The organism is Lactobacillus rizhaonensis (assembly GCF_036246345.1).
Lineage (GTDB): Bacteria > Bacillota > Bacilli > Lactobacillales > Lactobacillaceae > Lactobacillus > Lactobacillus rizhaonensis.
In genome coordinates this window covers 87509-112083 of record NZ_BTTV01000005.1, presented here as the reverse complement: position 1 = coordinate 112083, position 24575 = coordinate 87509, and the positions used below count along the sequence as shown (strand labels likewise).

The following is a 24575-nucleotide window of genomic DNA, read 5'->3' as shown; positions in this document are numbered from 1 at the left end:
TAGTTATCAATCATAATCGGTAACTATCAGTTTTTTAGTTTTTATTTACTTATCGCGCTTATAAACCAGCTTACCATCAGAAAATGTTAAGTTAACTTTAGCAAAACGAATTTCTTGTGGATCAATGTCAAACAAATTTCTATCCAAAACAATGACATCGGCCAATTTACCGGGTTCCAGAGTTCCCAATTCATTTTCAAAAGATTCAGCATATGCTGACCACTTGGTATGAGCCTGCAAAGCTTCAGTCAAAGTAATTGCATGTTCTGGGAAATAACCTCCATCTGGTTTGCCTTCATTTGGTTCACAACGCGTTACAGCCGCATAAATTGTCCAAATTGGATTTACAGAGTATACAGCTGGAAAGTCTGAGCCAAAAGCCAAATGGCTTCCCGCATCAAGTATTTCACGGTATGGCCAAGTGTGTGACAACCTCTCTTTACCAATACACGGCAAATAACCTCCACTCATATAGTCTCCTATACAATGTTGTGGTTGAACTGCACACATTACGTTTAGACTCTTCAATCTGTCAATATCATCTTGTCTAATCATATCAATATGTTCTAATGAATTGTGCAAAATTAACTTGCCAATTTTACTTTTGGCATATTCATATGCATTAAGAGCCATTGTACTTGCCTGGTCACCAATAGTATGTATTTTGACAGGAAAACCTTCCTTTTGGGCCGCTAGAACATATTTGTTAAGCTCGTCCTGAGTTAAGGAAGTATCACCAAATTTCCCAGGATCATTATCATATTCTTTGCTCAAAAAGGCAGTATGAGCTTCAACCACGCCATCAAGAACTTGTTTTAATCCTGCAACTCTATGCTTATTAGTATGGTACTTTCTCTTCAATTCTTTAGCACCAGCAATATCTGTTAAGGACGGAAATGAAGTAATCCTGGTAGTTAGTTCTCCAGATTGCTCTAATTCATCAAATATTTCTGGAATATTGTCATTCGTTAGACCTGACGGATAGACATCAGCAACTGAAGTAATACCTAATTCACGAAAGTGCTTCAAGCATTTCAGCAAAGATTGTTTCAGTGTTGGCACATTTAAAACCTCGTCCATCATGGCTTTTGTTGCTGGTGGTTCATATAGAATACCATTTAGTTCGCCCTGTTCGTCATGACCATATATTCCACCTTGTGGGTTAGGCGTATCTTTTTTAATGCCAATCTTGTCAAGTGCTATTGAATTGCACCATACAGAGTGAAGGTCAAATGAATTTAAACAAACTGGACGATCTAAATTTAAGGCATCAAGTGATTCTTTTGAGGGAGTATGAGGATTATCCCAAACTTCTGAATACCAGCCTGTACCATATATCCAAGGATTATCAGGATGCGAATCAGCAAATGATTTAACCATTTGCACACATTCTTCTTCACTCTTACAATTCATCATTTGAATGCAAAAGTCCGGATCATTTTGAACTGAACCTAATGAAATATGCATATGTGAATCGTTAAAGCCGGGCATAATTAAATGATCACCACAATTAATCACGGTGGTTTTTTCATCAATATAACCAGTCATTCTATCTAATGGCACGATCTTCAAGATGCGATTACCCTTGATTAAAACGCAACCAGATATTGGCTTATCACCAGCACCAGTAAAAATAGCTGATCCTTTTAAAACAAAATCTGCTTTTTCCATTTTTTCTTGCCTTCCTATTTATTTTTTGCTTTGCTGCCAACTTCAGGCAACGCTAAAATGCATAGTATCGATAATCCGAAAATTAATGACTCAATACTTAGGTTTTTAGCGTAGTCGTTTCCAGCAATCTTAGATACAATGATTGGGATGAAATATGATATAAGCATTGAAACTGTACCAACTATTCCACCGGCACTACCAGAATATTTCTCTCCTATTTCTGGAAATTGTATTGGCATAGCCTGAACTATTGGTCCACTAATTGCAGTAAAGAAACCATTAATTACCAACATGGCCCATAAAAAGAAACCAGCAGGTGTATACCAGGTAAAGTACATTACGATCGCACCTATTAATGTTGTTACGGTCAAAAACATCTTGTAACGACCCAACTTGTTGCACCAAGCTGGCCCAATTAAAGAGCCAAAGAAACTACCGACAGTAACTACAGAAGACATAATTCCCGCAGTTGAATTACTAATATGTTGACCTAAATTAAGCGCCTGTGGTAATAAGCCAGCATAAGCAGTTGTTGATGCGATACCTAAGCCAGCACAGATTGAGACAATCCAAGTATTTTTACTTTTAATAGCAACTTTTAAATATTTCATTGTCGGCTCTGCTGGCGGCAATGATTCGCCCTTTGGAGTATCACGAACAAACACTATCCAGCAAATAGTTAAAACCAATAATGACACCGATGAAAACATGTAGGCAGCATTAACAGACGGAAACCACGAGCTAGTGATCTGAGCCAAAGTTATTCCTAAACATGAAGCTGCGTAGAATACACCCATGGCAGCATCTGTATCCTGCTTAAACCAGGTACCCAAAACTTTAATTAAGTTGGCATTTAAAAGCGAAATAAAAATACCGCATAATAAGAGCATTATCATCATCATGGCAAAATTTGACGCAATAAACCTACCAAATGCACCTATTATTGATAAAATACATCCCACTGATATTACCTTTTTAGAGCCAAATTTATCTCCTAAGGATCCAGCCGGAATACTGAGCACAACGGCTACTAGCATTGGAGCCATTAAGAGAGCTGAAAACTCAGCAGTTGTAATATGTAACTGAGGCATGACTACAGTGGCCAAAGCTGAAACCTGAAACTGAATATAATTAGCAATAAAACACAACAAACTAACAATTGTTAGAATCACCCAGCGGTAAGCGGGCAATTTTTGATTCTCCATAACTTTTTCTCCTTTTCTTTTTGATCCATTTATGGATTAATTCATAAATCAAATTAATCAAAAACAAGTAAAGTTACAATCAACTTTCGTTGTATTTTAAGCGTAAAATATGCTGAAATTAGGTATTTCTTAAAACTAAACTTTAGTAGTAGATGTCAAAAGACTCTAAAAAACAGCGCTGTAAAATATTGATAAAACTAAAAAGGACTGAAAAATCACTACCCATTAATATGATTTCCCAGTCTCTTTGCTTGAACTTGAAATTTACCCAATTATTTTCAGCTTATTTTTCTTTATATTCCATAAAAACATGCATTAACTGACTTCGGCGATCAACAGCTAATTTTTTATAAATGCTGTAAATATGTGTTTTCACCGTTCCTACAGAAATATACAATTCATCTGCAATCTCCTGATTCTTCTTACCTTTTAAAACTAACCTTAATATTTCCGATTCTCTTTTTGTCATATTGTAATAATTGCAAAATTCTACAACTTGACTTTCCTCGCTGGCATTTTCCCTTTCATGAAGCATAGATTGATATTGATTCATTTTTTGCTGCACTAAAATTTCTAAGTTATTTTTATTTGCTTCTTCCTCTTCCTTTTTAGCAAACCAAATAATTAATAAGGAGAGGATAATTGAAAAAAGGTCCTCATTAAATCCAATAACTTTCATGTAACTGGTTAAAACGGCAAAACTATTTTGATTTACATCATTCAAAAACAAAAATAAAATTCCTTCTATGCATGACAAAGTCATAAAAACAGCAGTTATTACTACAGCATGATCGTAATATTTTTTCTTACCATTTTTTCCTTTAGAATTTGATTTAAAAGTATTACAAAAATAAATTATGCAGAGAAATAAAATACTAGCATCTTGTGTACTCCTTTGTAGTACTCCCGCATTTTGTTCATTATAGGAATTTAACACAAAAGCGGCATTTAACAAGGAGACGGCAAAAATAGGTATATAGTATAAAATTTTGGGTTTCTGGTTTATCATGCTGGACATTAGTTTAACGTAGCAAATTCCACCTATTATAAATGCCAAAATTCTAATTAAATAAAACGCTTTGGTATCAATCTGGTAGTTACTGTTAGTAACTTTTAGCAGATCTGATGAAAAGGCTATTGTACTGTCAATTATTAAAGTTACGTAAAGCAAGCCTACATAGTAAAAAATACTATTATTAGTGGTTTTATAAGCATATTCTGAAACATTTATTACCCATAAGTAAAGAACTAAAAAGGCAATATTATAAATATAAACAAATATTTCTTGCAAAATTGCTGCTCCTAAATTTCCTCTAAAAACTATACACTGAGTTTAACATAATAAATCCTAAATTATAAAAATGTTTTTATTATTGTATTTTTGCTTACCATCATTGCTATAATTTAACCAAAGGAGAAGATGAAAATGATAAAATTTTACGGCTATAAGCGCTGCTCAACTTCAAGAGCAGCTCAAAAATGGTTAACAGAGCACAATGTTAAATTTGATTTTCAAGATTTAGTTGAGCAACCGCCTAAGAAAGCTGACTTAATCAATTGGCTTACTCAACATCAGGATCGCGGGTTAAAGTACTTTTTCAACACTCACGGACAAGACTATCGCAAGCTGCATCTCAAAGATCAGGTAGCTGATATGTCAATTGCTGAAGCAGCAGATATGATGTCCAAAAATGGTAAATTGATTAAACGACCATTGGTTGTTGACGGTGAAAAACTGACCTGCGGTTTTAATGAAAAAACCTACCAAGAAGTTTGGCTATAACTTACATTAGAGGAAGAAGATTTTTTAGAAATCTTCTTCTTTTTTATTTAATAACTGGCTTTCTAATAATCTTAATAACAGGTAAAATAATACAAAAAGGAGAATTTTATGAAATACAATCAATACGCTTATGTAAAAACTGACTTTCAAACAGAAGTTAAAGAATTGCAGCAAATTAAATTTTTACCGGCCGATTATGAAAAGCTTTCTTTTGGAGATCTTCTAGCTGAACTTACAGCAAATGCTGTGGCAGTAGTCGATCCAAATGATGCTAGTGCGCGCAAGGCAAAACTAGCCGAGTTTGCTGTATCAAAAACACAAACTCTTAAGCAATTTTTGGACGGCAACCCAGTAAAAATATCGTCTCAACAATTTTATAACGTTGCCTTGCAACTTTTAGGGTATCACGTTGATTACGATTATCAATTAACAAATCCTCTAAAATTCATGAAAAAGCAGGCGTTGCCCTATATGGCAGATATTAATGATAAGCAATCACTCATCCGCGTCTTTTATCGTTTACTAAATACTCGTGCTAAAAACGGTCAACTTTTAATTGATGTGATGGCGGGTGAAGGCTATTTTTATAATCGCAAAAGCCAATTCACCAAAAATAAATTTCTCTTTTTTAATGGTAAAAGCATGCCTGTTTTTGACACCAGCAAAATAATCAGGGAAGTAGTTTACGTTGAAAGTGATCTTGACACCGATGGCGATGGCAAGAGTGACCTCTTGCAAACAACCATTTTCCGACCTATTGAAAGTGAAAATATGCCTGTACCAGCTTTATACACAGCTGATCCATATTTTGGCGGTATTATCGATAATGAAAAGCGTAACCACAACGTTGACGAAAATTTGAGTGATGCAACTGAATGGGAAAATCCGCAATATCAAGCTGCTCCAATTGTCAAAGCTCAAAAATCAAACACTGATGATACTATGTCATATAAGCCGATCGAACAAGCCGTTGGTAAATCTTCCTATGGTTTAAACGAATATATGTTAGCTCGCGGTTTCGCCAGCGTCTTTGCTGGAGCTATTGGTACTCGCGGCAGTGATGGCCTCAGAATTACCGGTGCTCCAGAAGAAACCGAAAGTGCAAAAGAAATAATAGAGTGGTTACATGGCGATAGAATCGCCTACACTGATAGATCTCGACAACACGAAACTAAAGCAACCTGGTGCAACAAAAAGATTGGGATGACAGGACGGTCTTATTTAGGAACCTTGCAAATAGCAATCGCAACTACTGGCGTCGCCGGCTTAAAAACCGTTATTTCTGAAGCTGCCATTTCTTCCTGGTATGATTATTACCGTGAACACGGATTAGTGATAGCACCAGAGGAATGTCAAGGTGAAGACTTGGATATGCTGGCTGAAACTTGTCAGTCTAATCTGTGGGATGCAGGAGACTACTTAAAGATCAAACCTAAATTTGACGCAATGCAAAAGATTTTATTAGACAAAGCTGATCGTAAAACCGGCCAGTATTCTGATTTCTGGGAAAAGCGCAATTATCGTCATCATACCAATAATATTAAGTGTTCCTGGATTAGTGTCCACGGTCTCAATGATTGGAATGTCAAACCTAAAAATGTTTACAAAATTTGGCAAAAAGTCAAAAACCTTCCTGTTGAACATCATCTTTTCTTGCATCAAGGACCTCATTACAATATGAATAATTTGGTTTCGATTGATTTTACTGACCTGATGAATTTGTGGTTGGTTCATGAACTCCTAGGTATTGAAAACAATGCATATCAACAATGGCCAACTGTCTTAGTTCAAGACAATCTAAATGCAGATAATTGGCATGAAGAGCAGGATTGGAGTAATGATAGCGGAAGAGAAACAGTTTATTTCCCAGCTAATGACAATGGATTAGCCAAGGACACGAGTAGCGAAAAGGAAGTTTCCTTCACAGATGTAGGCGGAACTGAGTTTAAAAAAGCCAAGATCTCAGAAAATGACTGGCAATACCAATTTATCTGTGGCAACAAGAAATGGGCTCAAGCAAGTCTACGCTTCACGACAGATGAATTTATTCATCCAGTAACAATTGTTGGACGACCAGAAATAAGAATGCGGGTAGCATCCAGTCTTAACAGAGGTCAAATTTCTGTAGCTTTAGTTGAAATGGGTGAACGTAAACGGTTAACAACTACTCCCAGAATCTTAATGCCAGGAGGCCAAGAATTAGGATTTCATTTTCAATTAGATTCCCTGCAAGAATTTATGCCTGACAAATTGACTCATGCTAAATTAATTACCAAGGCTCATATGAATCTGCAGAATTATGCGAATATGAAAAAGCCAAGTAGTATTAAAGCCGGTGAATTTTATGACTTACAATTTAAGCTGCAACCAACCTATTACACAATGCCTGTTGGCAGCAAACTTTGCTTAATTATTTATTCAACCGATCAGGGAATGACAAAGAGACCCCTTGAAAATACGAATTACACAATAGATCTGTCTGAAACTGCCATTAAATTTAGTATTAAATAAAATTTAACTGTATTCACCTTTTTAAGTATAAAAAAAGCAACTGTGTTGTATACGCAGTTGCTTTTTTGCTTATTAAAATTTATTTTATGCTTATTGTAGAAAACGAGCGGTTTTCTAAAGCAGTAAGAAGTGCACGTGCAGTATCCAGGCTGGTAATTAAAGGAATATTTTGCTGAATGGCAGCTTGACGAATAATAAAGCCGTCAGAAGTTTTCGCCAAGTCATGTCCCATAGTGTTTATTACCAAATCAATTTTCCCATTTTTAAACTCATTTAAAATATTGGTCTCAGTGTTCTGATGAATCTTGTCCACCAGTGTAATATGTAAATGGTTTTGTTTTAAAAAGCTTGCTGTACCACTGGTAGCAAAAATACGATAACCTATTTGGGCAAATCTTTGAGCAATAGGTAATATTTCCTGCTTATCACGATCCTCAATGGTTAATAAAATGTTACCACTATCTGGTATTTGCATGTTGGCTCCTGAAAAAGCTTTATAAAGTGCTTTAGGAAAACTTAAATCGCTGCCCATAACTTCACCAGTTGATTTCATTTCCGGACCCAAGTAGCTATCAACATCTGAAAGTTTACTAAATGAGAAGACTGGTGCTTTAACACTAATCATTTTTGTTTCAGGTGCCAGACCATCTTTATAGCCTTGTTCCTTTAGACTTTCACCCATAATTACCCGAGTGGCAACCTGAGCCATTTCAATACTGGTAATTTTACTTAAAAATGGTACCGTACGACTGGCACGGGGATTAACTTCAATAATATAAATTTCTCCATCGCGCTCAATTAACTGCAAATTCATGATTCCGCGGCAATTAAGTTTTAAAGCCAGTTTTTTGGTAATGTCAGCAATTTTTTGCTTAATGGCAGGTGAAAATGTTTGAGCCGGATAAACGGCCATAGAATCTCCAGAGTGAACACCAGCATGTTCAATATGCTCCATTATTCCAGGAATAAGCACTTCTTCTCCGTCACAAATGGCATCAACATCACACTCTCGACCATCGAGGTAGTCATCTACCAAAATTGGATGACTGCTGGCAATGTCAACATGGTTATGCAAGTAGTCTTCGAGTTCAGGTTGGTTGTAAACAATTTCCATTGCCTTACCACCCAAAACATAACTTGGTCTGACTAAAACCGGATAGCCAAGCTTCTCAGCGGCTTTAATAACACCATCGTGTGTGGTAGTAGTAATACCTTGCGGCTGCTTCAAACCTAATTCTTTTACTACTTGATCAAATAATTCTCGATCTTCTGCTCGATTAAGATCCTCTACGCTAGTACCTAAAATCTTGATACCATGTTTTTCCAGACCAGCTGCCAGATTGATCGAGGTTTGACCACCAAACTGAATAATTACACCTTCTGGTTGCTCTAAATCACAAACATTTAACACATCTTCTAAAGTTAAAGGTTCAAAGTACAATTTATCAGAAACGGAAAAATCAGTTGAAACAGTTTCTGGATTTGAATTAATGACAATGGCTTCATAACCCATCTTTTGCAGGGCTTTAACACAGTGTACTGTGGCATAATCAAATTCTACACCCTGCCCTATGCGAATTGGACCTGAACCAACTACCAAAACAGACTTCTTGGAAGTTTTCTGACTCTCATTTTCGGTATCATAAGTAGAGTAAAAATAAGGAGTTTGAGAAACAAATTCACCTGCACATGTATCAACCATTTTATATACTGGCAGCAAATGGTTTTGCTTGCGCAAAGTTCTTACTTTGTCTTCATCTTCGTGCCACAAATTAGCGACTGTATGATCACTAAAGCCATATTTTTTAGCATTTTTAAGGACCTCTAGATCATCAGGATTTGCGGCAATAACTTTTTCTAAATCGACAATATGCTTAACAATATCTAAAAAGTAAAAATTAATTTTGGTTAATTCATGCAAGTCCGACATTGAATAACCCCGGCGAAAGGCTTCAGCTAAGTAGAAAAGACGATCATCCTGCGCTCTAACCAGTTTATTTTCGAGATCCTCATCACTGGCTTTATGAGCTTCAACTGAATAAAAATCTTTTTGATCGATTTCCAAGGAGCGAACGGCTTTTTGAAAGGCTTCTTCAGCTGTTCTCCCTATCGCCATCACTTCCCCAGTCGCTTTCATCTGTGTACCCAGTTCGCGATTAGCTTTGGCAAATTTGTCAAAAGGCCAGCGTGGTATCTTGCAGACAACATAGTCCAATGCTGGTTCAAACTCCGCGAAGGTAGTGCCTGTTACTGGATTTTTAATTTCATCTAAAGTAAGACCCACAGCAATTTTGGCCGCCATTTTGGCAATGGGATAGCCAGTAGCTTTAGAAGCCAAGGCAGATGAACGTGAAACTCTTGGGTTAACTTCAATGACATCATAATTAAAACTATTTGGATCTAAGGCTAATTGAACATTGCAGCCACCTTCAATCTTTAGTGCTCGAATAAGCTTTAAAGAACAATCACGCAACATCTGATATTCTTTGTCAGATAATGTCTGAGACGGTGAGAAAACAATTGAATCCCCGGTGTGAATACCCACAGGATCAAAATTTTCCATACAGCAGACAATCATGGCATTATCGTCATGATCTCTCATTACTTCAAATTCAATCTCTTTATAGCCTGCAATCGACCGTTCAATTAAACATTCAGTAACTGGAGACAGTTCCAATCCATTTTTAGCAATTTTTGCAAGTTCGTCGCGATCATTACAAATGCCACCACCGGTTCCTCCCATAGTGAAGGCAGGACGCACAATGATGGGATACCCAATTTTATCTCCGAAATCTAAAGCTTCTTGAACTGTTTTAACACTGGTTGAAGGTGGCACTGGTTCACCCAGTTTTTGACAAAGTTCCTTAAATTTTTCTCTATCTTCCGCTTGTTCAATTGAGTCAAGTTTTGTTCCCAACAGTTCAATATTTAATTCGTCTAAAATGCCGCTTTTAGATAACGATAAGGCCATATTCAAACCCACTTGACCACCTAAAGTAGGCAATATTGCATCAGGGTATTCCTTACGAATAATGCGGGAAACTGATTCAACAGTTAACGGCTCAATATAAACCTTGTCAGCAATCGTAGTATCAGTCATGATAGTAGCAGGATTGGAATTAACCAGAACCACTTCATAACCTTCTTCACGTAAAGCCAAACATGCTTGGGTTCCCGAGTAATCAAATTCTGCTGCTTGACCAATAATAATTGGACCTGAACCAATTACCATTATTTTTTTTATATCAGTTCTTTTAGGCATGACTTTCATTGTCCTTTCTTTGATCAATCATTTGCATAAAGTAATCAAAAATCCCTTCCTCGTCGTGCGGACCAGGGGTACTGTCAGGGTGAAATTGAACTGAAAAAGCAGGATATTTTTTATGCCGTAAGCCCTCAATAGTTCCATCATTAACTTCTACATGAGTTACCATTAAATTTTCGGGGTCAATTGAATCACGACTAACAGCATAACCATGATTTTGAGAGGTAAACCCAATATTCCCAGTAGCAATTTCACGTACAGGATGATTAAACCCACGGTGTCCGAATTTCATTTTATAAGTTTTAGCACCATTGGCTAAAGCAAAAACCTGATGCCCCATACAAATACCCATGAGTGGTATTTCCTTTTCAACTTCCTGCACCATTTTCGCTGCATCCTTCATTTCAAGTGGATCGCCGGGGCCATTTGACAATAACACTCCATCTGGATGCAAAGATAAAATTTTTGCAGCTGAGGTAGTGTAAGGAAGAACTATACAATTGCAGTCTCGTTTACTAAGTTCACGTAAAATACTGTTTTTCAAGCCAAAGTCGACAACAACAATATTGCGTTTTGAACCCGGCACAGGATATGATTTTGCAGTTGAAACACGCTTAACCACTCCTGCAGTAATTTTGCTTGCTCTTAAATCAGCAGCAATTTGAGCAGCATTTTCCTTAGAATCGCAGATTTGACCCTTCATTGTACCGTGTGCGCGCAGTTTTTTAACCAATTTTCTAGTATCAATTCCCTGAATTCCCGGAATATTTAAGCTCTTAAGAAAATCGGGCAAAGTAGTCTGCATGCGCCAATTATCAGGATAGCGAGCAACTTGGTGGCAAATCACACCTTTTATTCCCGGATCAAGTGATTCATAATCAGCTAGCGTTATGCCATAATTACCAATTAATGGGTTTGTAAATACCAGAATTTGATCAGCATAAGACTGGTCGGTGATTGCTTCTTGATAGCCGGTCATACCAGTGGTAAAAACGACCTCACCTTTAGTTACCTGATCTCCACCAAAACCTTCACCAGCAAAAATACTACCATCTTCCAAAATTAAATATCTCATTTACTTTCCTCACTTTGAAAAACAATTTTGCCATCAACCATTGTTAATACAGTTTGACCGAATACCAAATCTTTATTAAATGGAGTGTTTCTTCCTTTGGATTTGAAATCAGAGCTATTTATAGTCGCTTTTTGTTTAAGATTAAAAATGGCTATATCAGCTGGTTGGTTTACAGCTATTCTGCCTGCTTGTTTAAACCCAAAAGCCTTGGCTGGAGCAATTGTTAACCAGTTTAATAACTGCTTTAATGTAAAAATACCAGTTTTGACAAATTTAGTGTAAAGTTCGCTAAACGCAGTTTCGCTTCCGACTATACCAAAGGCAGACTTTTTAAAACCACCTTGTTTATCCTTTGCAGTATGTGGTGCATGATCAGTTGCAATCATATCAATCGTGCTGTCAAGTAATCCCGCTATTAATGCTTTTTGATCTTCCCTGGTTCTCAAAGGTGGGTTCATCTTGAAATTGCTATCGTCTTTACCGATATTTTCTTCTCCCAATAAAAGATGATGAGGGGCCACTTCACAAGTAACATTAATATCATGACTTTTAGCAATTCTAATTAGTTCCACACTAGTTTTAGTAGAAACATGACAAACATGATAATGAACCCCAGTTTTGGCTGCTAATAAGAGGTCGCGTGCAATTTGCGTTGTCTCTGCCAGTTCAGTAATTGGCTTCTGCTTAAGTAGTTGTGCTTTTGAGCCGTCATTCATAACGCCATGATTAAAAAGAGAATCATCCTGTGCGTGTTCAGCTATTATCAAGTCATTTGCTTGAGCTCTTTGCATTGCCAAAAACATGGTCCTAGCATCCTGGACCCCTTTGCCATCGTTACTTAAAGCAATACAACCAGCCTTTTTTAACCCAGCATAATCAGGAATTTCTTTACTATCCTCATCAACTGTAATAGGTGCGTATTGAAAAATATGCACTAAACCATTTTTACGATTATTCTGAACCATCTTTGCCATTAAATCAGGTGTATTAGGAACGGGGTCTACATTAGGCATCGCACAGACTGTAGTAAAACCACCATGTACTGCTGCCAATGAGCCAGTCCGGACGTCTTCTTTATCTGTTTGGCCAGGATCTCTATAATGAACGTGAACATCAACTAGACCAGGAGTAACCAATTTTCCTGTCGCATCAATCTCTTTTTCTGCTGTTAAATTATTGCCAATTGCGGCAATCACACCATTTTTGATTAAAAGATCGCTATGAACTGTTTCTCCGCCAGTGTATATGTAACCATTTTTAATAACAGTTGCCATCAGGATAATCCTCCTAAATTGCGTCCCCGCATAACAGCTTCAATCATTGCCATTCTCATAAAGACCCCATTTTCCATTTGACGCACAAACCTGCACTTTGGAGCTTCCACCAAATTGCCACTAAGTTCAACATCATGGTTAATTGGACCTGGATGCATAATAATGGCATCATTTTTCATAGCGTTATAGCGTTTCTGATTAATTCCATATTTATCATGATATTGCTTGGCATCAAATTTTGCCTCGTTAGGATCTCCTGCATGTCTTTCATGCTGCACCCGCAGCAACATCATTACATCCATTTGATCAACTAATTCATCTATCGGTAGATATTTTCCATATTTGTCATATTGTTTGTCATACCAATATTCTGGACCTGAGAAATATACCTTTGCTCCTAGTCTAGTTAAAAGCTCCATATTACTTTTAGCTACTCTTGAGTTAGTAATATCACCAACTATCGCTACGTTGAGATCTTTAAAATGACCAAAATGTTCGTGGATTGTCATCATATCAAGTAAACACTGCGAAGGATGCTGACCGCTACCATCACCAGCATTAATCACGCCAATATTAAGATGTTGGTTTTTATTTGGATGTATTAATTTTTTATAGTATTCATTTTCCGAATGTCTGATAACTTCAAGGTCAATTCCAAGTGCTGCCATAATTAAGGAAGTATCATATAGAGTCTCACCCTTTTGGGTTGAACTATGAGCAGCATCAAACGGAATGACTGTTAAACCTAATTTTCTTTCAGCCATTTCAAAGCTGGTATGTGTTCTACTCGAATTTTCGAAAAACATATTGGTAACATAAACCGGTTGCGTCAAATGCGGGCGAGCGCCACCGTTTTTAAAATATTCTGCTCGCTCGATAAGTGCCCCTACTTCTGCTACAGTTAAATTTTCGACACTGACAAATGATTTTAAAGTTACAAAATTGCTATTTTTCATTTTTTACTCTTTCCACAAAAATAAACCTGAAGCTTTATAGCTCCAGGTTTACAAAAGGGTCTCTAGTTCAGTCGATGACTCAACAAAATAAACTCAAACCCTTCTGACCCTCTCTGGAGCCAATTAAACGGTTGAATTGATTCTTTTATTGCGGCAATGGTTTCAATTCTACATTGTCTTTATTATCAATTTCTTCTACATGGACTGCAATTTCTTCATGTGAAGAAGTTGGAACATTTTTACCAACAAAGTCTGCTCGAATTGGTAGTTCACGATGACCGCGATCAACCAAAGCAGCAACAGCAATGGAACTTGGTCTTCCCTTATCCATTAAAGCATCCATAGCTGCTCTAATCGTTCGACCGGTAAAAATCACGTCATCAACTAAAATTACGTGTTTATTGCTAATTTCAACACCCAACTCTTTAGAGTTAACAACGGGATCCAGCTTCAATGATGCATCATGACGATCATCGCGATATAAAGTAATATCAAGCTGACCTAGTGGTACATCAACACCTTCAAGTTTTTCGATTCGATCGTGAATACGTTGAGCTAAATAAACACCACGAGTTTTAATTCCTATAAGAACTAAATCCTCAGTACCTTTATTGCGTTCAATGATTTCATAAGTGATTCTGGTTAGCGCTCTTTTCATTGCAGATGCGTCCCAAATTTCTTTAGTCATCTTTTTTCTCCTACTAGTGCTTTGCCCATAAAAAAACACTTAATCTGCCTGAGACTAAGCGTTTCGTAAAAGTCAATAGTTAATTGAGCTTTCCTTACTAGCCTCTCGGGACTAACTTAAAAGGACATCTATTTAAATATACTTGCTAAAGCAATAGTTGTCAATAGTAAAGCTGCATATTGACAAGTCAGGCTCATTAATTAAATTCAACCTGTCCTACCAGTTCATTGATATCTTTGACTCCAAGTTTTTCTAAAACCTGAGGCAATTGTTGTGCAATATGCGGGCAAGCCAAAGGATCTTTAAAATGAGCACTACCCACTTCGACTGCGTTAGCACCAGCCAGCATAAATTCAACTACATCTTCAGCTGAGCTAATACCACCCATGCCAATGATGGGTAACTTAGTATTTTTTCTTACCTGATTAATCTGGTACAAGGCAATTGGCTTAACAGCGGGCCCAGAATAACCGCCATAATTATTTCCCAAAAAAGGTTTACGCGTTTCAATGTTAATGCGCATTCCAGTTATCGTATTGATTAGTGACAAGCCATCTGCACCGCCTGCTTCAGCAGCTTGTGCAATTGCAGTTATATCCGTTACATTTGGTGTCAATTTGACAAAAATAGGCAAGTTAACAACCGGTTTTATAGCTGCAGTTAATTTCTCAACCAACTCGGGATGAACTCCAAAAGTCATTCCACCCTGAGCAACATTAGGACAAGAAACATTAATTTCCAGGGCATCAACCATTTTTGACTCCGATAGTTTTTGCGCGACTTCAATATAGCCTTCTTTACTTTCACCACCGACACTGGCAATTAAAGGAAGCTGGGGGTACTGCTTTTTGATTGCTGGTAATTTATTATCAATAACATTATCTACTCCTGGATTAGTCAGTCCCACTGAATTTAAAACACCTTTATCTAAAACCGCTATCTGCGGTTGCGGATTACCCAGGCGGGATTGCGGAGTAGTCGTTTTTATCACTAGCGCCCCTAACTCATTCAAGTCAAATCTTTTTGCTGCCGGTACGTCACCAAATCCGAATGTACCACTTGCCGGCATTAGCGGGTTTTTTAAGTTAAGACCGGGTAATTTAACACTAATATTTGTCATTTTATCCTCCCAAAATGTAAGCTCTCTGTCAGTACAATTATTTTGGCTATATTTTACACAATTTTTTAACCTTTTTAAAATAATATTTGGTTGTATTTTTTAAATAAAAATGGTAATCTCAATAATGACAAACTTTAAACGGTACAGAGAGACCGCAAGTTGAAAACATGACTTAAATTTTTAGCTAGTCTATTTTGATGCACTCTCGTACCAAAATAGGCTTTTTTTCGTGGAGGTTTTTAATGAAAAAAGCAGTATTTGTGGCTTTGGACTATGATAACCAAAAAGAAGTAGAAAAGTTACTGGCAAATCTGGGTCGCCCCGAAGAAACATACCTAAAAATAGGCATGGAACTTTACTATCATTATGGCTCATATTTAGTTACCAACCTCGTTAAACAAGGTTACCACATTTTTTTAGACCTTAAATTACACGATATTCCAAACACAGTATATCAAGCTGCAAGACAGATAGCACATTTGGGTGTATACTGCACAACCATTCATGCCTTAGGGGGTAGTGAAATGATCACTGCTGCCAAGAAAGGTTTAAAAGATGGCACAGCTCAAGGTAGTGAAGTGCCAAAGTTACTAGCAGTAACAGAACTAACTTCTATTACTGAAAAAGTCCTGTCTACTGAGCAAAATTGTTCGTTGTCAATGCCTGAACAAGTTGTCAGCTTAGCCCAAACAGCCAAAAATGCTGGAGCTGATGGCGTGATCTGCTCACCACTTGAGGTAAAAAACCTAATAAAGCACATTGGTTCTGATTTTTTATATGTCACACCGGGAATTAGATTAACTAATAAATCTAATGATGATCAAAAGCGGATTGCAACTCCACAGAAAGCCAAACAATTTGGTTCCAGCGCAATCGTAGTTGGTCGTCCGATTACCCAGGCAAAAGATCCTGCTCAAATATATCATGAAATTAAAAAGGAGTTTGAATAATGTATCAAGATCAAATCATTAACAAGTTAGTTGAAAAGAAGATTATAACAATATCCCCTAACAAGCCTTACACTTATGCAAGTGGAATGTTATCACCTGTTTATACAGATCTTAGATTAACTGTATCTTATCCGGATTTACGCGACTGGATTGCCTCAGATTTAGCAACTCTTATTAAAGAAAAATATCCAGATGTAAGTATCATTGGCGGGGTTGCTACAGCTGGCATTCCTCATGCTGCATGGGTTGCTGCCAAATTAAATTTACCTATGATTTATGTACGGCCAAAGCCTAAAGATCACGGTAAAGGTAAGCAAATTGAAGGTCTTTTCACTGAAAATGATCGGATTGTTCTAATTGATGATTTAATTACTACTGGTGGATCAGTTATTAATGCAGTGAAAGCCACTGAAAAAGAGGGTGGTCATGTGATCGGAGTAAGTTCAATATTCACCTATTATTTAAAGGATACCACAGCTAATTTTGCTCAAGCCGGTGTTGATTATAGTCCGCTATTAACATACCCAGAACTGCTGCAAAAAGAGAAAGAAATGAATTATATAAATGCAAATGAATATGAAGCTTTAAAAACTTGGCATGAAGACCCTTGGGCATGGGGTAAAAAGTTTCATAAAAAGTAATTTCAATATTTTAACTTGCATTAAAAACTGACTAAGTTTATACAAAGACAAGCTTAGTCAGTTTCTTTTTATTCAAAAATAAACTTAATGGTGCCTTATTGCACTGTTTAGACGAGTACGGTAATGCAAATAAATCAATATCATAAATGGTATTAAAATTAATTGTACCAAATAAAAATATTTTGCTGGTAGCAAATCATTCACAAAGCCCATGATTATCGGGCCAAAAGCCATACCAATATCTAGACCCAAGTAAAATGTACTACTTGCTAGACCCTGCTCACTAATTGGTGCCAGGAGCATTGCAGTTGACTGCAAAACAGAATACATTAAACCATATCCTACTGCCATAAAAGCGGCTGCCAGACCCATTAGAAAATTATTTTTCATTGTGGCTAATAAAATAAGATATATCAAAGTAGCTGCAACACTAACCCAAAACCAGGTGCCGAATTTGACAGTATCAAACAGATTTTTAAGGGTGATTCTTATAAGCAGTAATACCACGGCATATATTAGAAAGTACGAACCCACATTTATATTAAGATGCTGCTCTTCAGCATAAGTTACCAGGTCAGCTTGAGTAGCGAAATAAGGAAAAGCAAATAAGGTAGTGAGCAATGCAATGGGCAAAACATTTTTCTGAATAATTTTAATATGAAGTAATGAATTCTGTGCTTGAGATTTACTAGTATTTTGGGGCTTTGCTTTATTTCCTACAAATTGAATCATAATGACCATCAAACATGCAGAAATGCCGGAAGCAATAATCGCTAACCTGTACCCAGTTTTTTGATAAATATTAATTGCTAACGCTGGAGCAATAGCCATGGCCAGAGCATTCATCAAGCCATAAAATCCCATCGCTTGACCGACATGAGCCCGCGGTACCAAAAAAGCAAGCCAGGTAGTCATACAAACGGTGCAAAGAACATAGCCCGAACCATTAATTAGACGAAAAAGAAGTAACCAACTGCTTGTAGGCGCCAACACATAGCCAATTACTCCGATTACTATTAAAACTCCCCCAACAAAGGATAAACGATATTTGGAAAATCTATCCGTTAAATTACCAGCAATTGGACGCAAAAACATTGCAGCAATACTCATAATTCCCACAATTATCCCAGCAAAAGCACTACTAGCACCTAAACTTTTTGCGTAGCCATTGATTAAAGGATTTACAAACATCGTACTAAACATAAAAAAGAACGAAGCTGCCATGACTAATATTACGTCTTTAGTATATATTCGTTTTCTTTTTACCATTTTTACCTCTTATACTTAAAACTTGACTTATTTATTTTATCACTTAAATTCTTTTAATTTTTCTGACAGTTTATAATGTATATATTATTTTGCCTTTAATGCCAATTTATTAGCTTTCTTATTCCTTTGCTAAGCAGGTTGATGACAAAAATGTCAAAACAAAAATGTCAAGCTAACTAATAGCTTGACACAAAAATCTATAATAAATTTATTAATCAAATTTGAAATAATTTCTAAACTAGATTAAGTTAGTTTAATATCCCATATAACGATTTCGTTCCCAGTCAGAAACCGTTTGAGTATATTGCGACCATTCCAATTCCTTAGAATCAATAAAGCTTTGAGTTAAGTGTTCTCCTAAAGCATCTTGAATTAACTTGTCCTCCTTAAATGCTTTAAGGGCATTATGCAAAGTCGAAGGCAACGGTTTAATCCCCATTTCATTACGTTGTTTTTCACTTAAAGTAAATAAGTTGCAAGTAACTGGTGCCATAGGCATTTTTTCTTCCTTAATTCCCGCCATACCGGCACTTAAGCATGCAGCCAAAAGCAAATATGGGTTGGCAGTAGGATCAGCTGAACGCATTTCAAGACGAGTATTCAATTCACCAGCAGCAGGAACTCGAACCATTGGTGAACGATTCTTTGAAGCCCAAGAAATATATACTGGTGCCTCAAAACCAGGAATTAAACGTTTATAAGAATTAACAGTTGGATTACCGACAGCAGTAATTGCACGGGCATGTTCCAAAATACCATTTAAGAAATACAAAGCCGTTTTTGACAAATTATATTTGTTGTTTTCATCATAAAAAGCGTTTTTATTACCCTTAAATAATGACATATTAGTGTGCATTCCATTTCCTGCCTGACCCTGTAAAGGCTTAGCCATAAATGTAGCAAACAAGCCATGACGCTTAGCAATCTCTCGTACGATCATTTTAAAAGTTTGAACACGATCGGCCGTTGTTAAAGCATCATCAAACCTAAAGTCAATTTCCTGTTGACCGTCTCCAACTTCATGGTGAGCAGCTTCTACTTCAAAGCCAATACTCTCTAAAGTTTCAACAATATCTCTACGGCAGCTCGCACTTTCATCATTTGAAGTTAAATCAAAATATGATGCATGATCAGGAACTTCTGTAGTCCAATTACCATTTTGATCGAGTTTAAGTAAATGAAATTCCGCTTCAAACCCTATGTCAAAAGCCGTAAAACCCATTTCTTTCATCTGACCAATGATTCTTTTGAGATTATTTCTAGGATCTCCAGCAAAAGGTTTGCCGTCTGTGGTATGAACCGAACAAGTTAAACAGCCAATTTTACCACCTGTGCTGTCATCCCAAGGCAAAACGGACCAAGTGGAAAAATCAGGATATAATATCATATCACTTTCTTCCAACCGAACAAATCCGTCAATTGAAGAACCATCAAAGCGTACATCATTACTCAAAACTTTGTCTAGCTGACTATTTGGAACTTCAACTGCCTTAAGAGTTCCGTTAATATCTGTAAAAGCTAGTCTAATAAATCTGACATCTTCTTTTTCTACACTTTTTCTGATGTCGTCTGCTGAAATTTTCTTTGTCATGCTTCTCCACCTAAAAAATCATACAATAATTGGTATAGTCTTAATTGGAATTATATTCCTCATTTAAAACTAGATATAAGATTAGCAAATGATTAAATCATTGTAAAGTGGTCTAACAAAAAATATTAAATCTTTACCAAAGTTTTACTTTACATTTATAAATATCTGTTACTTGTTCTGAAAAAATAATTCGTTAACTGCATTGGTGATCGCTATTTTCACATGAGCATAGGTCAATCCACCCTGCATATACAAAGCATATGGTGGCCTGATTGGACCATCCCCAGAAAATTCAATACTTGCACCTTCAACGAAGGACCCGTCTGCCATGATCACCTGATCCTCATATCCGGTATCATTACTTGGTATCGGATCCACAAATGAATTAATGGGCGAGTTCTCCTGCAGAGTTTTTGTGAACCTAATCATTTTATCTTTATTATGGAAAATAACGGTTTGAATTAAGTCAGTTCTGTCCTCATCCCATTTAGGAGAAACTTCTAACCCCATCTTTTCTAAAAGTGCAGACGCATAAATTGCGCCTTTGATAGCATTGCCAGTGACACTTGGTGAAATAAACAAGCCTTCAAAATAATCGAGATTATTATTTAAGCTGGCACCTTCTTCTCGTCCTATTCCGCCAGCTGTAAGACGGGTAGCAGTATTTTCAATTAATTCGTGCTTACCAACAACATACCCACCAATTTTTGCTAGACCACCACCAGCATTCTTAATTAAGGAACCCGCCATTAAATCGGCACCATATTCCGTGGGTTCGTGTTTTTCTGAAAATTCCCCATAACAATTATCAACAAAAATAATGCTCTTAGGTGAAACTTCCCTAATCATAGTTATCATCGGCTTAATCTTACTTACAGTGAAGCTAGGTCTAGTATTATAACCACGTGAACGTTGAATGACTACCATTTTGGGTTGATGATCTGTAAGCAATTTGCGAGCTGAAGCAAAATCAACGCTACCATCAGGTAATAAATCAACGTGAGAGAATTTTACTCCATATTCTTTTAAACTGCCCCTGCCATTACCGGCAATTCCGATAACTTGTTGCAAAGTATCATAAGGCATACCCGTTAAGTATGTTAATTCATCGCCTGGCAATAAATTACCAGCCATGGCTGTAGCCAAAGTGTGGGTGCCAGAAACAAATTGTGACCGTACTAAAGCATCTTCTGTGTGAAAAATTTGGGCGTAAATACGATCAAGCTTGTCTCGTCCGCTGTCATCTGAACCATAGCCGGTACTGCCAATCAAATCTGATTCTGCTACAGCCTTGTCTTTAAACGCCTGCAGAACTTTATTTTGATTAAAAAGAATGTTTTGCTCAATTTTTGCCAGCTGCGGCTCAATCTTTTTATCAATATCAGCTACAATTTCTTGTAATTCTTTTGGCCAATTATTCATTTAACCATTCCTCAACTTTCTGTAAAATCTCTTGCAAACAATTTGAATCAGCTAAAGGATCAAACCAGTATAAAGGTAACTGGTGGTGAAAATACGTCAACTGTCTCTTAGCATATCTCCTTGAAGCTCTTTTTAAATTTTTAATACAATTTTCCAGACTATCCTGACCAGCAAAATAAGGAAAAAATTCCTTATAGCCAATAGCCTGCAAAATAGTATATTCTTTATCACGATTTTGATAGACAAAACGGGCTTCGTTAAGTAAGCCTTCGTCCATCATTTGATCAACACGTTTATTAATCCTAGAGTAAATTTCTGAACGTGCAGAATTTAATCCAATAATAAAATACTGGTATCGCGGTTCAATTTTGTCCTGTTGTTCTGAAAATTTTTGTCCTGTACGATCAATTACCGTTAAAGCTCTTAAAGCCCTACGTGAATTGTTTAACGGAATTTTTTGAGCAGCTACTGGATCACGTTTTTTTAGTTCTTGCCAAAGCTTTACTTTACCGTTTTTATTTAAATAGCCCTGCCATTTATCTGATATAGCTGCACTTTCTTTACTCGGCTCACCTAATTGCATTTTATTAAGCAAAGCATTAACGTAAAAGCCAGTGCCGCCGACCAACAATGGCACTTTATTTTTCTTCACTATTTGCTCAATAGCTTTTTCTGCCTGGGTAACAAAATCAACTACTGAATAAGGTTTAAAAATTGTTTGTGTGTTGACCAAATAATGGGGTACCAATTTTTGTTCTGTAGGAGTTGCCTTAGCGGTTCCAATTGCGACCTCTCTGTAAACCTGCATGGAGTCACCTGAAATTATTTCAGCGTTAATTCTCTGAGCAAGCTCAATTGCCAAAGCAGTTTTACCAATAGCCGTCGGTCCTACGAGAGCTATAACTTTTTGCATAATTACATTCTCATTCATGGATAACATAGAAAAAACACGTTTGATAAGTGCAACAAACATGTTTTTTATTTAATATTTAGATTTCTTGGTGCGTCCATCCCACTCATCAAAACCATTCTTCAACCATTTAATTGAAGAAAAATGCTTTTTTTGTAAAAATCTGGCAGCACGTAAAGTAACTGATAAAGAGTCGGAATACAAATAAACGGGTAAATCAGCTCTCAATTCAGTATATTGGTATTTAAGCATCGTGTAAGGCAAGTTTCTGGCTCCATCAATATGTTTTCTTTTAAAAGGAGCTTTTTCACGTAAATCTACTACTTGCGCCTTACGCATTCCTTTATTAAATTCTTCATTGGTTAAATCTCCATTACCCAAGCGTTTAGTTTGTATTTTATTCCACAGCCAAACTGCCACAAAAGCTAATATGATAACAATTAAAACTACGTCTAGAATAAGTAAAAAAGATGACATAAATTTATTTCTCCCACTAAAATTTAAAAACTACTGCGCATAAACAAATCTAATATTTATGCTTATCTTTATTGTGGCGCTCTTCATACTCATATTCACGTCGCAATATTAATTTAGCGACTAAATAATCATGCTGGTCAATTAAGTGTGAATGGTTAATGTTGTCAAGTTCAAGTGCCATCAACTCAATGTCCCAAATTCTTTTGCCTACATGAACAAAAATACCATATTTTTCAAGAAGTTGCTGCACGTCATACAAAGTTTTCATTATAAATTGATTACCATGCCCATTCTGACGGTTGCCACACAATAAATAATTAGTAAACAAAGAGCGATAACACGCTTTTTAACTGAGTATTGTCTTAAAGTTTTTTCACCCAGAATTACTGCAACTAAAAATCCCATAACGAAACCGCCAATGTGACCTGGTATATCAATATTAGGTGCGAACAAATCAATCACTATATTAATTAAAGCTAACCAAAATGATTGTTTACCAAGGTACACCAAAATAGGGTTGGCCCGATTTTGCAAAGCAATTGCTGTCATAGCACCAAATAATCCAAATAAGGCTGTTGAAGCCCCAGCACTAATAGCATTATCACTGCCCCAAGCCAAGCTTAATAAGTTACCCCCTATACCAGAAAGAAGATATATTATTAAAAAGCGCCAATGACCAATAATGGTTTCCATATACATCCCAAGATAATAGATCATAACCGCGTTAGAAACCAGATGCATAATTCCCATATGCAAAAATTGGGCCGTAAACAGACGCCACCACTGATTACCTATGACAACGGCATCATTTTTCATGGCTCCCATTTTCATTAGAACATAAATATTTTCTGAACCACCAATGGCCGTTTCAATTAAAAATACTAGTAAGAGAACGGCTAATATACTTACGGTTATGTAACAACTTTTCAGGTTTTGTCGCTGATTCATTATAACCTCAATTAATTCGTAAAAATGGATTCCGGAGTAATAATTGTTTGAATAGCTATATCGGTCGCTTCCACTTTCCAGGGAGCTGTCTTAAAAATCATCTTGGAATTGGCCAAAGCTACTGTTTTAGAATTAGTATGCTTTGACAAAAAACGGTCATAATAGCCTCCGCCAAATCCCAAACGTTGATGCGAATCCAAGGCAAAGGCTAGTCCAGGAACAATAATCAGATCTAAATCATTGTTGATTTGAGCATTCGGCTCATTTACTTCTTCAACACCAAACTTTGACTTTGTTAATTTCGTCATATAACTATAATAAATAAAATCTTGAGTATGTTCGGCATTATCATTTGCACGTGCTAAGTAAACATCTTTACCTTGATCCCATAACTGAGCAATCAAACCTGAAGTGTCAACTTCATAACTCAAGGAAGAGGTTATGCCAATGCTTTGACAATTACTAATGATCTCAGAGTTCATAATACTTTTAAGCAAAACCTGATCTTCAGCATCCTTTTCTGCCGTTTCAGCAAATTCGCTCAACTTTTCAATTTGTTGTTGTCTTATTTCTTTTTTTGTCATGATTCTTCCATATAAAAAATAGCAGGAGCATAGGCTCCTACTATATTAGTTTATTACTTAGTTTCACGATGAAGAGTAGTATGTCTTTCTACTGGGCAATACTTCTTCAAACTTAAACGTTCCGGATGCTTACGCTTGTTTTTCTTAGATAAGTAACTTCTATCGCCACATTCGGTGCATTCCAAAATGATGTTATCTGCCATTTCTTTCACCACCTACGCTTTTATTCTGACTG

Annotated in this window: 22 protein-coding genes; 4 read left to right on the top strand and 18 right to left on the bottom strand. The window is 36.6% G+C overall.

Annotation, left to right across the window (positions count from 1 at the left end):
• Positions 1 to 45: 45 nt before the first annotated feature.
• From AAA915_RS07365 to AAA915_RS07355, 3 genes are all read right to left on the bottom strand, one after another.
• Positions 46 to 1671: an amidohydrolase gene (locus AAA915_RS07365; RefSeq protein ID WP_338201106.1), complete on the bottom strand. Its 1626-nt coding sequence runs from the start codon at positions 1669 to 1671 to the stop codon at positions 46 to 48.
• A gap of 14 nt (positions 1672 to 1685) precedes the next feature.
• Positions 1686 to 2876, bottom strand: a complete 1191-nt coding sequence (locus AAA915_RS07360; protein WP_338201104.1) for an MFS transporter — start codon at positions 2874 to 2876, stop codon at positions 1686 to 1688.
• 283 nt (positions 2877 to 3159) lie between these two features.
• Complete coding sequence (locus tag AAA915_RS07355; protein WP_338201103.1) at positions 3160 to 4167, bottom strand: LuxR C-terminal-related transcriptional regulator; 1008 nt, start codon at positions 4165 to 4167, stop codon at positions 3160 to 3162.
• A 135-nt stretch (positions 4168 to 4302) separates the two neighbouring features.
• Here AAA915_RS07355 and AAA915_RS07350 point away from each other — a divergent pair, with 135 nt between their 5' ends.
• Both AAA915_RS07350 and AAA915_RS07345 read left to right on the top strand, forming a co-directional pair.
• The gene (locus tag AAA915_RS07350) at positions 4303 to 4659 is read left to right on the top strand and encodes an arsenate reductase family protein (RefSeq protein WP_338201101.1); all 357 of its coding nucleotides are present in this window, start codon (positions 4303 to 4305) and stop codon (positions 4657 to 4659) included.
• A 108-nt stretch (positions 4660 to 4767) separates the two neighbouring features.
• A complete protein-coding gene (locus tag AAA915_RS07345; RefSeq protein WP_338201099.1) occupies positions 4768 to 7170 on the top strand; it encodes a Xaa-Pro dipeptidyl-peptidase in 2403 nt (800 codons plus the stop codon).
• Between the two features lie 79 nt (positions 7171 to 7249).
• Here AAA915_RS07345 and carB read toward each other — a convergent pair whose 3' ends face one another.
• The 6 genes from carB to AAA915_RS07315 all read right to left on the bottom strand — a co-directional run bounded on the left by carB (position 7250) and on the right by AAA915_RS07315 (position 15548).
• Positions 7250 to 10432 (bottom strand): carbamoyl-phosphate synthase large subunit, encoded by a 3183-nt coding sequence (carB, locus tag AAA915_RS07340; protein ID WP_338201097.1) that lies wholly within the window; start codon positions 10430 to 10432, stop codon positions 7250 to 7252.
• A complete protein-coding gene (locus AAA915_RS07335; protein ID WP_338201095.1) occupies positions 10425 to 11510 on the bottom strand; it encodes a carbamoyl phosphate synthase small subunit in 1086 nt (361 codons plus the stop codon). The genes carB and AAA915_RS07335 overlap by 8 nt, the downstream gene beginning before the upstream one ends.
• Complete coding sequence (locus AAA915_RS07330) at positions 11507 to 12784, bottom strand: dihydroorotase (protein ID WP_338201094.1); 1278 nt, start codon at positions 12782 to 12784, stop codon at positions 11507 to 11509. The genes AAA915_RS07335 and AAA915_RS07330 overlap by 4 nt, the downstream gene beginning before the upstream one ends.
• On the bottom strand, positions 12784 to 13740 hold the full coding sequence (locus tag AAA915_RS07325; RefSeq protein WP_338201092.1) for an aspartate carbamoyltransferase catalytic subunit: 957 nt from the start codon (positions 13738 to 13740) through the stop codon (positions 12784 to 12786). The genes AAA915_RS07330 and AAA915_RS07325 overlap by 1 nt, the downstream gene beginning before the upstream one ends.
• A gap of 145 nt (positions 13741 to 13885) precedes the next feature.
• Positions 13886 to 14428: a bifunctional pyr operon transcriptional regulator/uracil phosphoribosyltransferase PyrR gene (gene pyrR, locus AAA915_RS07320; protein WP_294835666.1), complete on the bottom strand. Its 543-nt coding sequence runs from the start codon at positions 14426 to 14428 to the stop codon at positions 13886 to 13888.
• Between the two features lie 196 nt (positions 14429 to 14624).
• On the bottom strand, positions 14625 to 15548 hold the full coding sequence (locus tag AAA915_RS07315) for a dihydroorotate dehydrogenase (RefSeq protein ID WP_338201089.1): 924 nt from the start codon (positions 15546 to 15548) through the stop codon (positions 14625 to 14627).
• Positions 15549 to 15790: 242 nt separating this feature from the next.
• On the opposite strand from AAA915_RS07315, the gene pyrF reads away from it, so the two are divergent.
• Both pyrF and pyrE read left to right on the top strand, forming a co-directional pair.
• Positions 15791 to 16498, top strand: coding sequence for an orotidine-5'-phosphate decarboxylase (gene pyrF / locus AAA915_RS07310; protein ID WP_338201087.1), 708 nt, complete (start codon positions 15791 to 15793; stop codon positions 16496 to 16498).
• Positions 16498 to 17139 carry an orotate phosphoribosyltransferase gene (pyrE, locus tag AAA915_RS07305; protein WP_338201085.1) on the top strand — a complete coding sequence of 214 codons (642 nt, stop codon included), beginning with the start codon at positions 16498 to 16500 and terminating at the stop codon, positions 17137 to 17139. Before pyrF ends, pyrE begins: the two co-directional genes overlap by 1 nt.
• A gap of 84 nt (positions 17140 to 17223) precedes the next feature.
• Here the strand turns inward: pyrE and AAA915_RS07300 are convergent, their stop codons facing one another.
• The 9 genes from AAA915_RS07300 to rpmG form a co-directional block, all read right to left on the bottom strand.
• Positions 17224 to 18408 carry an MFS transporter gene (locus tag AAA915_RS07300; protein WP_338201083.1) on the bottom strand — a complete coding sequence of 395 codons (1185 nt, stop codon included), beginning with the start codon at positions 18406 to 18408 and terminating at the stop codon, positions 17224 to 17226.
• A 253-nt stretch (positions 18409 to 18661) separates the two neighbouring features.
• Positions 18662 to 19999, bottom strand: coding sequence for a type I glutamate--ammonia ligase (glnA, locus tag AAA915_RS07295; RefSeq protein WP_338201081.1), 1338 nt, complete (start codon positions 19997 to 19999; stop codon positions 18662 to 18664).
• 168 nt (positions 20000 to 20167) lie between these two features.
• The gene (locus AAA915_RS07290) at positions 20168 to 21421 is read right to left on the bottom strand and encodes a methionine gamma-lyase family protein (RefSeq protein WP_338201079.1); all 1254 of its coding nucleotides are present in this window, start codon (positions 21419 to 21421) and stop codon (positions 20168 to 20170) included.
• Positions 21414 to 22334 (bottom strand): tRNA (adenosine(37)-N6)-dimethylallyltransferase MiaA, encoded by a 921-nt coding sequence (gene miaA / locus AAA915_RS07285; RefSeq protein WP_338201078.1) that lies wholly within the window; start codon positions 22332 to 22334, stop codon positions 21414 to 21416. The genes AAA915_RS07290 and miaA overlap by 8 nt, the downstream gene beginning before the upstream one ends.
• 69 nt (positions 22335 to 22403) lie before the next feature.
• The gene (locus AAA915_RS07280; RefSeq protein WP_046325094.1) at positions 22404 to 22808 is read right to left on the bottom strand and encodes a rhodanese-like domain-containing protein; all 405 of its coding nucleotides are present in this window, start codon (positions 22806 to 22808) and stop codon (positions 22404 to 22406) included.
• A gap of 49 nt (positions 22809 to 22857) precedes the next feature.
• Positions 22858 to 23076 carry a YqgQ family protein gene (locus AAA915_RS07275; RefSeq protein ID WP_046325095.1) on the bottom strand — a complete coding sequence of 73 codons (219 nt, stop codon included), beginning with the start codon at positions 23074 to 23076 and terminating at the stop codon, positions 22858 to 22860.
• Positions 23076 to 23756, bottom strand: a complete 681-nt coding sequence (locus AAA915_RS07270) for a rhomboid family intramembrane serine protease (protein WP_338201075.1) — start codon at positions 23754 to 23756, stop codon at positions 23076 to 23078. Before AAA915_RS07270 ends, AAA915_RS07275 begins: the two co-directional genes overlap by 1 nt.
• 11 nt (positions 23757 to 23767) lie before the next feature.
• A complete protein-coding gene (locus AAA915_RS07265) occupies positions 23768 to 24340 on the bottom strand; it encodes a 5-formyltetrahydrofolate cyclo-ligase (RefSeq protein ID WP_338201073.1) in 573 nt (190 codons plus the stop codon).
• Positions 24341 to 24393: 53 nt separating this feature from the next.
• Positions 24394 to 24543, bottom strand: coding sequence for a 50S ribosomal protein L33 (gene rpmG, locus AAA915_RS07260; protein ID WP_081945351.1), 150 nt, complete (start codon positions 24541 to 24543; stop codon positions 24394 to 24396).
• Positions 24544 to 24575 lie beyond the last annotated feature (32 nt).

Excerpts from the sequence above, each read along its gene's own strand:
- rpmG (WP_081945351.1), bottom strand. The coding sequence starts at position 24,543 with ATGGCAGATAACATCATTTTGGAATGCACCGAATGTGGCGATAGAAGT.
- AAA915_RS07280 (WP_046325094.1), bottom strand. The coding sequence starts at position 22,808 with ATGTCATCTTTTTTACTTATTCTAGACGTAGTTTTAATTGTTATCATA.
- AAA915_RS07330 (WP_338201094.1), bottom strand. The coding sequence starts at position 12,784 with ATGGCAACTGTTATTAAAAATGGTTACATATACACTGGCGGAGAAACA.
- carB (WP_338201097.1), bottom strand. The coding sequence starts at position 10,432 with ATGCCTAAAAGAACTGATATAAAAAAAATAATGGTAATTGGTTCAGGT.
- AAA915_RS07270 (WP_338201075.1), bottom strand. The coding sequence starts at position 23,756 with ATGAATCAGCGACAAAACCTGAAAAGTTGTTACATAACCGTAAGTATA.
- pyrF (WP_338201087.1), top strand. The coding sequence starts at position 15,791 with ATGAAAAAAGCAGTATTTGTGGCTTTGGACTATGATAACCAAAAAGAA.
- AAA915_RS07325 (WP_338201092.1), bottom strand. The coding sequence starts at position 13,740 with ATGAAAAATAGCAATTTTGTAACTTTAAAATCATTTGTCAGTGTCGAA.
- miaA (WP_338201078.1), bottom strand. The coding sequence starts at position 22,334 with ATGCAAAAAGTTATAGCTCTCGTAGGACCGACGGCTATTGGTAAAACT.
- AAA915_RS07345 (WP_338201099.1), top strand. The coding sequence starts at position 4,768 with ATGAAATACAATCAATACGCTTATGTAAAAACTGACTTTCAAACAGAA.
- AAA915_RS07365 (WP_338201106.1), bottom strand. The coding sequence starts at position 1,671 with ATGGAAAAAGCAGATTTTGTTTTAAAAGGATCAGCTATTTTTACTGGT.
- AAA915_RS07265 (WP_338201073.1), bottom strand. The coding sequence starts at position 24,340 with ATGACAAAAAAAGAAATAAGACAACAACAAATTGAAAAGTTGAGCGAA.
- AAA915_RS07290 (WP_338201079.1), bottom strand. The coding sequence starts at position 21,421 with ATGAATAATTGGCCAAAAGAATTACAAGAAATTGTAGCTGATATTGAT.
- AAA915_RS07335 (WP_338201095.1), bottom strand. The coding sequence starts at position 11,510 with ATGAGATATTTAATTTTGGAAGATGGTAGTATTTTTGCTGGTGAAGGT.
- AAA915_RS07350 (WP_338201101.1), top strand. The coding sequence starts at position 4,303 with ATGATAAAATTTTACGGCTATAAGCGCTGCTCAACTTCAAGAGCAGCT.
- AAA915_RS07300 (WP_338201083.1), bottom strand. The coding sequence starts at position 18,408 with ATGGTAAAAAGAAAACGAATATATACTAAAGACGTAATATTAGTCATG.
- AAA915_RS07315 (WP_338201089.1), bottom strand. The coding sequence starts at position 15,548 with ATGACAAATATTAGTGTTAAATTACCCGGTCTTAACTTAAAAAACCCG.
- glnA (WP_338201081.1), bottom strand. The coding sequence starts at position 19,999 with ATGACAAAGAAAATTTCAGCAGACGACATCAGAAAAAGTGTAGAAAAA.
- pyrE (WP_338201085.1), top strand. The coding sequence starts at position 16,498 with ATGTATCAAGATCAAATCATTAACAAGTTAGTTGAAAAGAAGATTATA.
- AAA915_RS07360 (WP_338201104.1), bottom strand. The coding sequence starts at position 2,876 with ATGGAGAATCAAAAATTGCCCGCTTACCGCTGGGTGATTCTAACAATT.
- AAA915_RS07275 (WP_046325095.1), bottom strand. The coding sequence starts at position 23,076 with ATGAAAACTTTGTATGACGTGCAGCAACTTCTTGAAAAATATGGTATT.
- pyrR (WP_294835666.1), bottom strand. The coding sequence starts at position 14,428 with ATGACTAAAGAAATTTGGGACGCATCTGCAATGAAAAGAGCGCTAACC.